This window comes from Rhizobium sp. GN54, assembly GCF_021026345.1.
Lineage (GTDB): Bacteria > Pseudomonadota > Alphaproteobacteria > Rhizobiales > Rhizobiaceae > Mycoplana.
Genome location: NZ_JAJNCZ010000020.1, coordinates 1 through 11,410, shown reverse-complemented (window position 1 = coordinate 11,410; position 11,410 = coordinate 1). Strand labels below are relative to the sequence as shown.

11 protein-coding genes and 1 pseudogene are annotated in these 11,410 nt (G+C 63.0%); 5 read left to right on the top strand and 7 right to left on the bottom strand.

The features are described 5' to 3' along the window. Window position 1: 1 nt before the first annotated feature. The 3 genes from LQK81_RS25905 to LQK81_RS25895 form a co-directional block, all read right to left on the bottom strand. The gene (locus LQK81_RS25905) at window positions 2-469 is read right to left on the bottom strand and encodes a DUF2271 domain-containing protein (RefSeq protein WP_023513012.1); all 468 of its coding nucleotides are present in this window, start codon (window positions 467-469) and stop codon (window positions 2-4) included. A gap of 268 nt (window positions 470-737) precedes the next feature. Continuing rightward, window positions 738-1,253 (bottom strand): cytochrome b, encoded by a 516-nt coding sequence (locus tag LQK81_RS25900; RefSeq protein ID WP_023513013.1) that lies wholly within the window; start codon window positions 1,251-1,253, stop codon window positions 738-740. 54 nt (window positions 1,254-1,307) lie between these two features. Next, the gene (locus LQK81_RS25895; protein ID WP_023513014.1) at window positions 1,308-1,745 is read right to left on the bottom strand and encodes a PepSY domain-containing protein; all 438 of its coding nucleotides are present in this window, start codon (window positions 1,743-1,745) and stop codon (window positions 1,308-1,310) included. Window positions 1,746-1,849: 104 nt separating this feature from the next. Between LQK81_RS25895 and LQK81_RS25890 the strand changes: the two genes are divergently transcribed. Genes LQK81_RS25890 through LQK81_RS25880 form a run of 3 tightly spaced genes read left to right on the top strand, consistent with a single transcriptional unit; the run spans window position 1,850 to window position 5,144 of the window. Next, entirely contained in the window at window positions 1,850-2,509 is a 660-nt protein-coding gene (locus tag LQK81_RS25890) for a response regulator transcription factor (RefSeq protein ID WP_024271189.1), read from the top strand. Then, entirely contained in the window at window positions 2,506-3,834 is a 1,329-nt protein-coding gene (locus tag LQK81_RS25885; RefSeq protein WP_035219798.1) for an ATP-binding protein, read from the top strand. Before LQK81_RS25890 ends, LQK81_RS25885 begins: the two co-directional genes overlap by 4 nt. Window positions 3,835-3,878: 44 nt before the next feature. Continuing rightward, window positions 3,879-5,144: an MgtC/SapB family protein gene (locus LQK81_RS25880; RefSeq protein ID WP_023513017.1), complete on the top strand. Its 1,266-nt coding sequence runs from the start codon at window positions 3,879-3,881 to the stop codon at window positions 5,142-5,144. Between the two features lie 158 nt (window positions 5,145-5,302). Here the strand turns inward: LQK81_RS25880 and LQK81_RS25875 are convergent, their stop codons facing one another. From LQK81_RS25875 to LQK81_RS25860, 4 genes are all read right to left on the bottom strand, one after another. After that, the gene (locus LQK81_RS25875; protein WP_023513018.1) at window positions 5,303-5,542 is read right to left on the bottom strand and encodes a YdcH family protein; all 240 of its coding nucleotides are present in this window, start codon (window positions 5,540-5,542) and stop codon (window positions 5,303-5,305) included. Window positions 5,543-5,577: 35 nt separating this feature from the next. After that, entirely contained in the window at window positions 5,578-5,979 is a 402-nt protein-coding gene (locus LQK81_RS25870) for a hypothetical protein (RefSeq protein ID WP_023513019.1), read from the bottom strand. Between the two features lie 316 nt (window positions 5,980-6,295). Then, window positions 6,296-8,275, bottom strand: coding sequence for a heavy metal translocating P-type ATPase (locus tag LQK81_RS25865; RefSeq protein WP_023513020.1), 1,980 nt, complete (start codon window positions 8,273-8,275; stop codon window positions 6,296-6,298). Window positions 8,276-8,277: 2 nt separating this feature from the next. Next, window positions 8,278-8,973 carry a VIT1/CCC1 transporter family protein gene (locus LQK81_RS25860; RefSeq protein ID WP_023513021.1) on the bottom strand — a complete coding sequence of 232 codons (696 nt, stop codon included), beginning with the start codon at window positions 8,971-8,973 and terminating at the stop codon, window positions 8,278-8,280. A 659-nt stretch (window positions 8,974-9,632) separates the two neighbouring features. Between LQK81_RS25860 and LQK81_RS25855 the strand changes: the two genes are divergently transcribed. Further along, a protein-coding gene (locus LQK81_RS25855) for an IS3 family transposase (protein ID WP_442967191.1) occupies window positions 9,633-10,768 on the top strand; the annotation gives its coding sequence in 2 pieces (ribosomal slippage) (window positions 9,633-9,903 and window positions 9,903-10,768; 1,137 coding nt in all). Between the two features lie 11 nt (window positions 10,769-10,779). Continuing rightward, window positions 10,780-11,291 (top strand): annotated as a pseudogene (locus LQK81_RS25850) (transposase); the annotation flags it as partial. Between the last annotated feature and the right edge of the window lie 119 nt (window positions 11,292-11,410).

Below are 11,410 nucleotides of genomic sequence, written 5' to 3'. Positions count from 1 at the left end.
CCTAGAAGGAGTAGGCAACGGTCGAGACGTAGCGTCGACCGCGAACGGTCGTCTTCGTGCCCGCAGTGGTCAGGGGAACGGCGACCTCGTTGGGGCTGTCACGCATGTCCTCCACGGCTGCGTCGACATGCAGCGTGTAACCTGCGTCGAAAAGCGCATCGGCAAGGTCGAGCGAGATCTCCAGCGTGCGCCCCGCACCGACGCTAGCGCCGGTAATGCCGTCGATACCGGCGCGGCCGCCAGTGGCGCGATACCAGCCCGATAGATGCTCGTAATATTTGGACTTGCCGCCAGCGACCCAGAGCGTGCCGGCATATTTGCCCTGGGGATCGGTGACGTAGAGCGCGAGATAGGCGCCGTCGCCGCCATAGTTGGTCAGCGTTGTGGTCAATGTCACCGGCCGGGCCATGGCGAGGCCAGGGAACGTGAGGGCGGTTGTCATGGCGAGAGCTGCGAGAAGCGATTTCATGTCGGCTTGCCTTCTGCGAGGAAACGGTGTCCGGGTCGTCGCAGAGCGCCGACCCGTCCTCGTCACTGTGGCGAAGCCGCCTGAGGGCTGCCTGACGGCCATCGGGATTTTCCGTCAGCACTTCGTCAGGAAACATCGGACACGGTCAGGTCCGCAGCAGATGCAGGAGCGACCGGCCTGTCGGTAGGCCAGCCGCGAAAGCTCCGGGGACTGAACAAGACGGCAGCCAGCCACGCTCCGCTCAGGCGCGTGGCTGGCTGCCGCTGCGTTAGCGCGGAGACATCCGCTGCAACGTCCCGTCGCGCAGGACGTACTGGTGCCAGACCGCCATCGCGGCATGCAGTCCGGCAAGGTAGAGGATGATCGTGCCGGCATTCTCATGAATGTCCGCGATCAGGCCCGGTGCGCCCTGCACCCGCTCGGTGATCGCCGGAAGCTGGAAGCCGAAGAAAGAAACGGGAACACCGAGGCGCGACGCCGCGTACCAACCGCTCAACGGCAGGGCAATGAGGAACAGATACAACAGCACATGTCCGGCTTTGACGGCAAGGGCGAGACGGCCATTGGACTGCGGCGCGTCCGGGGTTCCGCCCGCAAGGCGCAGGATCAAGCGCGGAAGCACCAGGACGAGCACGGCCAACCCGAACGAGAAATGCAGCAAGGGCGGGTTTTCGGCCATATGACGGCCTCCCGTCGAGGTCAGCCAGGCCCCGAGGATCAGCAGGGCTGTCAGCCAGTGGATGACGATCATGCTTCTGGAATAACGGGCCGGATCATGAGGCATGGCGGGATCTCCTTGCGACGGTCGCAGCGCTTGAGCGATAGCGAGATGGGATTGCTACTTGATGGTGGTCTTGGGCCGCACGGTCGTCCCGAGCAGGGTGTTGGAGGATGTTCCGCCTACGGTGTCGTTCTGCGAGGCTGGCGGCCGCTGACGCCTCGATCCGTGACGGTCGTCATCGCGATCCCTGTGCCGGAACTTGACGATTTCGAGGGTTTCCGGATCGACCTTGGCCTTGAAAGCCAGGCCATTCCGGTCGGTTCCCCGGATTTCGTAACAGCCGTCATCGATCTTGATCCTGGCAACGGTCCAGCCTTGACTGGCGGCCATTGTTTCGACCGCTTCCCGCGGCTTCCATCGATCCATCGAGACATGGCAATCGTCGTCGTCAGCCTTGGCGATACCGGGACCGGAAAACGCCAGAACGAGGATCGCGGCCAGCAAATGTTTCATCGTTTCATTGTTCCTGATCAACGCGCTTTCGGGGGGAACCATGGCACGCTCTCCTGACGAACGCCTGAAGCAGCGATGGGGCGGTCTTCAGCAAACCGACAGCATCGGACGCTAGGCAGGAGGATGGCGAGACGGGTGACCCTGGGATGAGAGTTCTACTGATCGAAGACGATGCTATCCTCGGAAAGGCCGTGCGCGAGCAGGTTGCCGCCCTCCACTCGGTGGACTGGGTGACACGGCTCGATGCGGCGCGCGAACATCTCCAAAGCGCGGCATACGATCTCATCCTGCTCGATCTGATGCTCCCGGACGGATTGGGCATCGCCTTTCTCAAAAAGCTTCGAGCCGAGGGCAGCGTGACGCCGGTCATCATCCTGACGGCGCTCGACCAGATCTCCGACCGCATCGCGGGCCTCGATGCCGGCGCCGACGACTACATGATCAAGCCGTTCGATCTGTCGGAACTCTCCTCGCGGCTGAATGCGGTGGCGCGGCGATACAGCGGCAACCCGAATCCTCTCATCGAGATCGGCGACCTGCGCATCGATCTCGCCGCCCGGACCGTGATGCACGGCGCGCGCCCTGTTGAGCTTACCGGTCGCGAATGGGCGCTGTTCGAAGCATTTCTGCAGCGGCCCGGCATCGCGATGACCAAGGCGCAGCTCGAAGATCGGCTCTATGCATTCGGCGCAGAGGTCGAGAGCAATACGATCGAGGTTCACGTCAGCAGACTGCGCAAGAAGCTCGGCCACGGCGCGATCGATACGGTGCGGGGCATCGGGTATCGTCTTGGAACGGCAAGATGAAGCGGCCCAGGAGCCTGCAATGGCGGCTCTCGCTATGGCTGGGGCTAGGGCTAACGGTGTTATGGGCACTTGCCGCGGTCGTGACCGCGCAGATGCTGCGCCACGAAATGGACGAGGTGTTCGACAGCGCCCTCGAAGAGACGGCGCAACGCATCCTGCCGCTTGCGGCGATCGAGATCATCGGCCGCGATGCCGACGACACCGAACAGCGCGTTGCCACGCTCCGCCAGCACGACGAGTATTTCACCTATGTCGTGCGCGATGCCGCGGGCAAGGTTCTGCTGCGATCGCACAGCGCCGATCTCGCGGCATTCCCGCCGTTTTCCGGAATGGGCTTTGCCACGACGCCGACGCACCGCCTCTACTCCGACGCGACCCTCCAGCAGAATCTGACCATCACCATCGCGGAGCCCCTGTCGCATCGCCGGATGACCGCCGGGCGACTGTTGCTCGGGCTGAGCCTGCCGCTGGCCGTCATTGTCCCGCTCGGCTTGATCGGCATCTGGGTCATTGTCCGGCTGTCCATGACCCCGGTTCGGACCTTCCGCTCGCAGATCGAGGCGCGCGGCGGCGGTGATTTGACACCCATCGACGCGGAGGACCTGCCCTCGGAGATCGGCCCCGTCGCCAAAGCGGTCAACCACCTCCTGGACCGATTGACGCGTACCTTGCAGGCCGAGCGCAGCCTGGCGGCCAAATCGGCCCATGAGCTGCGGACACCGGTGGCTGCTGCACTGGCGCAGGCGCAGCGCATGATCGCGCAAGCGCCGGACGACGCCACGCGCGAGCGCGCCGAGGATATGCAGACCGCCTTGCGGCGCCTTTCCCGCCTCACCGAGAAACTCATGCAACTGGCGAGAGCCGAGGGCGGACGCCTTCTCGCCGAGGCGCCGGTCGAGATCGGCGCCATCCTGCGGATGGTTGTGAGCGAATTCGACGGGCAGGCCGAGACTGCAGGGCGCATCGACCTGACACTGCCAGACGCGCCGGTATTCGCAAGCATCGACGCCGACGCCTTCGCCATCCTGGCCCGGAACCTGATCGAAAACGCCCTCAAGCATGGCGTGCGGGACGAACCGGTCGCCGTCACCTTGTCGGCAGACGGCTGTCTGCGCGTCACGAACGCCGGCCCGGTCGTGCCTTCCGCAGTGCTTGCGCGGCTGAGCGAGCCCTTCGAGCGCGGTCAGGCTCTGGTGCGGGGGGCCGGCCTGGGGCTCGCCATCGCCCGGACCATTGCTGCCGGAACAAATGGACGGATAGAACTCCAATCTCCCGCAAGCGGCAGGATTGACGGGTTTGAGGCAAGGTTCTTCATAGACAAATGATCATCGACATCGACGCCAGATGCTGAAAGGCAACTCGGGAGACCATGGACACTGACGCCCTGCTCAGCCGCCTTGCGGTATCGCTTTCGATCGGTCTGCTGATCGGCCTGGAGCGTGGATGGCGTACCCGCAACGAGGAAGACCATCTGCGCGCGGCAGGTCTACGAACGTTCGCGCTGACCGGTCTCACCGGCGGCATTACCGGCGCCCTGGCCCGGCAGTTCGACTCTGGCCTCGTGATCGGTCTTGTTTTCCTCGGGTTCACCGCGGCATTCGCCTCCTACCACTGGCTCGAAGCGCGGGCCGAGCGAAATTACAGCGCGACATCCGTCGTCGCCGGCATAGCCACGTTCCTGCTGGGAACGCTTGCCGTCGTCGGCGACCTTGCAGCCGCCATCGCCGGGGCTGTTGCCACGGCTGTGCTGCTTGCCCTGCGCGAGCCGTTGCATCGTTGGGTCGCGTCGCTGAGCTGGAATGAGATCCGGTCGGGCCTGACGCTTCTGGCAATGACCTTTCTCATGCTGCCGATCCTGCCGAACAGGCCGGTCGATCCCTGGGGCACCGTCAATCCATATGAGATCTGGTTGCTGACCATCCTGATCGCCGCGGTCTCCTTCGCCGGCTACGTCGCCGTCCGCGTGTTCGGGGACCGGCTTGGCGTCCTGATGACGGCGATCGCGGGCGGGCTCGCCTCTTCGACAGCGACGACCTTGACGCTGGCAAGGCTTGCCCGCCGGCACCCCGAGTCCAGCACGCTGCTTTCCTGTGGCGTGCTTCTTTCCGGCTTGACCATGATCATCCGCGTTGCAGTCGTGGCGACGGCCTTGAACCCAAGCTTGCTTCCGCATCTCAAATGGCCATTGCTCATCGGCGGTGGCGTGCTCGCCATCGGCGCCGGGCTCCTGCTGCTACAAAGTCGCGGCTCCTCCGAACAGCCGGAACTTACGATCACCAACCCGCTGGAATTGGCGCCTGCCCTGAAAATGGGGACACTCATCACCGTGGTCATGGTGGTGTCGCATCTGCTTCAGCAGTCGTTCGGGAATGCGGGCGTTCTGGTGACCGCCGCCGCTTCGGGCATCGCCGATGTGGATGCGATTTCGATCTCCATGGCCCGCCTGGCGTCGCATTCGATCGAGCCCGGTCTTGCGGCAGATGCGATCCTGATCGCCGTGGCCATGAATACACTTGTCAAAGCCGTGATGGCGGCATGGGTCGGAGGCTCAAGGATCGGCGGGCCCGTCAGCGCCCTTAGCGTGCTCGGCCTTGCGGCCGGCATGGCAGCGTCTCTGTATCTTGGCCGTTCGTGAATTGAGGGGGAGATTGCGGCCGGGCATGCGGCCACACTCGGGCCTTGATGGGTCGGTCTGGTCGGCTGTAAGCGATGGTTTCGGGGAGAGTGGTGTCGCTGATCTCCCCGAAATCGGGTAATGCAAGCGGGGCAGCAAAACGCGGCCTCGCAGTCCCCTCACGCGTTGCGGAGCGATGCCACGATCTTGTCTTTTAACATCAGCCGCTGGCGGCGCAGATCGGCCTCGGCTGCTTCGGAAATGGCGTCGAGACGTGTCTCGGACCGATGAATCTTGTCGTTCACCGCGTCATATTCCGTCAAAACATGCGCAAACTCCGGGCTTTTCGCCTTCAGGGCATGAATGGCGTCCATCTGGTCTGGGAATTCGTCGCCAAGAGTGTGAGGTGTATTCGACAAGGTTCTTTCTCCTTTTCTGCAATTTCGCCCCGGCGTCAGGGCTTTTCGACGCGCGCGACCTGATAGGTGACAAACGCGCCTTCCCGCCCGACCGAGATGTATTCGCCAAGACGGAAGCACTCCTCGCCCAGGCGGAAACCGATCTCGTCGTCCCGATCACCCGGCTCGTAATCGAAATACCACTGCCCGCCGGGCTTGCGCCGCAACAGCCCGATGCGGGCCGTCTTACCGTCCCGAAAATATCGGACGCGACAGGCGTCGCGAGATTTCTTCCATTCCAGCGGATCAAGGAATCCTTCGTGGTTGAGCGGAACCAGAAGATCATAGCCTTCTTCCCGATCTCCCTCCGGATGGTCTTTGCCGCGAGCGAGAACCAACCGCACGTGGTGGAAACTTGAGGGTAGTTCTTGTGCCTTGACCACGATCCGATCCTTCATTTCCCCCCCTGATACACCATTGGCAAAGGAACGTTCTTGATCTGGCGCAAGTGAGACGAGGCATGTGTTATCCGATGCCGGCGACTATCCGGAACGGTCGAGATGGGCCTGCGTCAGGATGACCGCGCCGATCGCCGCAGGCTGAACCGGAAGCTTCTCCCAGTTAAGCTCGCGCAGGTTCTTGAGCCCCTGGAACAGCCCGCAGTCGATAAGGATGCGGTGGCGCGCCGAGCGATGTCAAAGTCAGCATCGGTGTCCCTTTGCGGTTTTTAGGACAGGGAAGGTCCGGCTGCCGCCCAATCAGCACTGGGTCCAATCATGGTGTGGTGGGCGAGGTCGCCCGCGATCCGGACGTGCTGCCCGTTTGATCCTGGAACTCATATTGACGAGAATGGTGGAGATAGCCGTCGGTGGCGCGGATTCGGTCCGACAGGAGGCGTAGGCCATTCAGCACGACCAGAACGGTGCCGCCTTCGTGTCCGATCACCGCGAGCGGAAGCGGCAGGTCGAAGAACAGGCCGCCGGTCACAAGTACCAGCATGGCGCCGATCGCGAGGACGAGATTCTGTCGGATGATGACGGCCGTCCGCCGTGCAAGCCGGTGCGCATCGGCCAGCTTCTTCATGTCTTCCGACAGCAGGGCGACGTCGGCGGCCTGCAGTGCGACGTCCGACCCCGCCGCGCCCATGGCGATGCCGACGTCGGCGCGAGCCAATGCGGCGGCATCGTTGACGCCATCGCCGACGAAAGCGACCTTGCCATCACGCGCGAGGTCGCCGACCTGGAGCACCTTGTCCTGCGGCAGCATCTCGGCATGAACCTCGCCGGGCGCAAGGCCAAGTTCCGTACCGATGCGCAAGGCCACCGGCCTGCGGTCGCCGGTCATCATCACGATGCGGTTGACGCCACCGGCGCGAAGCGCGGCCAGCGCCGGGGCTGAGCTGGCTCTTGCTTCGTCCGCAACACTGACCGCCCCCAGAACGGTCGCACCGCGCCCAAGATAGACCACGGTCTGAGAACTGTCGGCGAGTTCACGGAACGCCGGATCATCGACGGAGGCGCCCATGTCCTCGACGAGGTGAGCGTTGCCGGCCCATATCGGGCCGAAGGAATCGTAGCCGACGATGCCGGCGCTCGGATGCGACGTAACGTCCACGACCGCCACCGGCTCAACGCCATGAACCAGGGCCTCACGACGGATGGCGGCAGCGATGTGATGCTCGGAATGCGCTTCCAGCCCGGCAAGGAGCGAAAGGAAACGGCGATCCTCACCATCCAGGGCGACAATGCGCGTAACCTCTGCACGTCCATTGGTCAGGGTCCCGGTCTTGTCGAACGCGAAGGTATCGACAGCGGCGAGCGTTTCGAGCGCACCGCCCCCCTTGAACAGCACGCCGCCTCGCGCCGCGGCGGAGAGCGCCGACAGGATCGCTGCCGGGACTGAGATGACGATCGCGCAGGGACTGGCGGCGACCAGGAGTGTCGCGGCCTTGTAGAGGGCCTGTTCCCAGTCGCGGCCAAGCCAATAGAAGACCGCAAGGGCCAGAGCGGAGCCCAGCAGGACACCGACCGTATAACGCTGGCCGAACCACGCGCTGAAGCGCTCGGACGGCGCCTTCGCTTCCTGCGCCTCGGTGACGAGCTGGATCATGCGCGCGATCGTGCTGTCGCCGACCGTCCTGGTGACGGTCACGTCAAGGACCCCGTCAAGATTGACGGTCGCCTCGAAAACCTGCTCGCCCGGTTCCTTGGAGACCGGCATCGACTCACCGGTGATATTGGCTTCGTCGATTCCGCCACGGCCATGCAGGATCACACCGTCGGTCGGCACGCGTGCGCCCGGACGCAGCACCACCACATCGCCGACGGCAAGCTCCGCAGCAGGAACCTCCACCGTGGTCCCGTCCTCTCCTTTGCGGAAAGCCGTCTCCGGCCGGAGCGCCATGAGCGCCTCAACAGCCCTGCGCGCGCGTCCCAATGCCTGGTGCTCAAGCGTGGTCGACACGCTGAACAACGTCAGCAACACCGCGCCTTCGAACGGCGCCCCGACGATCGCCGCCGCCACGGCCGCGACGACCATCAGAAGATCGATGTCGAGGATATGATCGCGCCACAACGCCGTCAGGGCGCTCCAGGTGGCGGGAAGCCCTCCGGCCAAATAGACCATCGCCAGACCGGGAGATCTTAGAATGGAAAGGCCTTCCGCCGGCGGCCAGGTCCCGGCGACGGCCAGCATCATCCCGAGGACCGCAATTGCCGACATGACGGTCTGGAAATCGAGCGACAGACGTTTCATCGTCACACCGCCCGGCCGATCACGGAGCCGATCAATGCGGTCGAGGCCATCGCGACAGCGCCCCAGAACACCACCCGGATAGTCGGTTTCCAGATGCTGGCGCCGCCCGCCCGTGCCCCGATTGCGCCGAGGATGGCAAGACCGATGAGGCAAGCAAGGGACACGGTCCATGCAGCCGTTCCGGCCGGCGCAAGCAGGGCGACGATCAACGGCAAAGCCGCACCCGCCGCAAACGTGACCGCCGAGGTCAGCGCAGCTTGAACCGGTCTTGCCATCACATGGCTCGCCAATCCGAGTTCATCCCGCGCATGGGCTTCGAAGGCATCCTTCGCCATCATCTGTTCGGCGACCTGCCGGGCCAGCTCTGGGGCCACGCCGCGCTGCTCGTAGATTGCCGCGAGTTCGGCCAACTCGGCCTCCGGCTGCGTCGCCAGCTCGTGCCGTTCCCGCGCCATGTCGGCTTCCTCGGTATCGGCCTGCGAACTGACCGACACATATTCGCCCGCCGCCATCGACATCGCCCCGGCCACCAGACCGGCAACACCGGCAACAAGGATCTCATGCGAGGCGTTGGTCGCCGCGGCGACACCGACGATCAGGCTCGACGTCGAGATCAACCCGTCATTGGCACCCAGTACAGCCGCCCGAAGCCAGCCTATCCGTTCGATGAGATGATTTTCCTTGTGAAGGGCGCGCATGAATGGTGCTCCGAGCAGTGATTGTGTGTGCAGCGGGATGATGCTGCGTCGACGCAACCTCATTCCGTGATGGAAGGAAAACGCAGAAAAATGTTCAGTTTAGAATTATTCTAACTAAAGGACTAATTCAAGATACAACCGGCCTTTGGAACCTCACTAGCCAACCACACGGTCTACGGCCATTGGGCGATCACCGGATCCCGGCAGGTCTGCGATCAAGACCAAGATCGCTCGCCCGCCGGACGACCCGGTGTCACCCACAGATAGACAGCTTCGAGGCTAAGCCTACTCGCAAGGCAACCATCGCTAGTCCAATTCCGTCTCCGGCGACGTACCGATGGTACTGCCATCGCCGAAGTGTAATCTTCTGAAGGGCGATGAGACATCCTTGTTTGGATTATAGGCGTTCGCGGAGGATTTCGTAAGGTGCCTTTCCATTGAAAGCGCCATGCGGCCTTGTGAACTGCCCCCCGTTTCGACCGGACAGTCGGCATAAGCAGAAAGGCTCAAGCACAGGCTTGGGTATAGGCTTATGTCTAACGAGTACCGACACATTGAATTGCTGACGGGTGATGTCCGCCGCAGGCGGTGGACAGAGGTGGTCCCGCCTGGTGAGACAGGGGCATAAGGTGGATCGACGATGAAAAGGACGATCCAGCATGAAGACACGCAGACGATTTACGGCCGAGTTCAAGGCCAAGGTCGCACTTGAGGCGATCCGCGGCGAGCGGACGATTTCGGAATTGGCAACGAAGCACCAGCTTCACCCCAACCAGATCACAAAATGGAAACGGCAGGCGATTGAAAATCTGGCCAAGGCTTTCGACGACAAGGCAGCGGATGCGCAGGTCGGCCGGGAAGCCGAGGTGACGAAGCTGCACGCCAAGATCGGCCAACTCGTCGTCGAGCGGGATTTTTTGGCCAAAGGCTTCGATCGCTGAGCCTGGATCGGAGGAGAATGATGATCAATCCCGATCACAAACGGCTCTCGATCCGCCGCCAATGCGAACTGGTCTCGATCTCACGGGCCTCGTTCTATCGCCAGCCCGCCGGCGAGAGCCCCGAGAACCTCGGACTTATGCGCATCATCGACGAGGTCTTCATGGAAATGCCGTGGTATGGCTCGCGACAGATGGCGCGGCATCTGCGACGCCAGGGCTGGAACGTCGGCCGCAAACGGGTCCGCAGCCTGATGCGCAAGATCGGTCTGACGCCGATCTACCAGGCGCCGAAGACCAGTGAGCCGCATCCGCAGCACCGCATCTATCCCTACCTGCTGCGGCATCTGGCGATCGAGCGGCCGGACCAGGTCTGGTGTGCCGACGTGACCTACATTCCCATGCGGCGCGGCTTCCTCTACCTCGTCGCCGTCATGGACTGGTTCAGCCGCAAGGTGCTAGCCTGGCGGCTGTCAAACACGATGGATGCCGACTTCTGCGTCGCCGCTCTCGAGGAGGCGATCGCCCGCCACGGCAAGCCCGACATCTTCAACACCGATCAGGGCAGCCAGTTCACCAGCTTCGCCTTCACGACGACACTGAAGGATGCCGGCATCCGCATCTCCATGGACGGGCGCGGCCGCTGGATGGACAACGTCTTCATCGAGCGGCTGTGGCGCAGCCTCAAATACGAGTGCGTCTTCCTCAACGCCTTCGAGACCGGCAGCGACGCGCGTAGTGGCATCGGTGCCTGGATCGATTATTACAATCAGCGACGCCCGCATTCGTCCTTCGGCGGCAGGACGCCCGATGAAGTCCATGCTATGGTGGAAATGACGGAGCAGTTGGCGGCGTAAAAACGAACCCGATCCACCTTAGCCAAGCCGCCAAGCTGTCTCACCAGGCGGGACCACCTCTGACAACCGAGCAGAAGCTGACAATCATCGAGCAGAGTTTCGAACCAGGCGAGACGGTATCTTCTACCGCCCGCCGCCATGGCGTTGCGCCCAATCTGCTTTACCGGTGGCGCAGGCTCTTAAGCGAGGGAGGTGCTGCAGCCGTGGGTTCTGACGAGCCGGTTGTTGGCAATTCGGAAGTGAAGAAGCTGGAGGATCGCGTCCGCGAGCTGGAGCGCATGCTCGGTCGCAAGACGATGGAGGTGGAAATCCTCCGCGAAGCATTATCCAAAGCAGACTCAAAAAAACGGATATCGCGGCCGATCTTGTTGCCGAAGGACGGTTCCCGATGAAGACCGTCGCCGACACGCTGGGCGTTTCCCGTTCCAACCTCGTCGAGCGCCTTAAAGGCAGATCAAAGCCGCGCGGGACCTATCACAAGGCCGAGGATGCAGAGCTTCTGCCCACCATTCGAAGGCTGGTGTGTTTCGGCATGGAATAAGGACCCCGCACATGGGGTGATCGGCGTCCAAACGGGACCCCCATCTGCGATGGGGTTACAACAGCCTCCGGTTTCATCGGAGGCTTTTTATTTGGATGCTT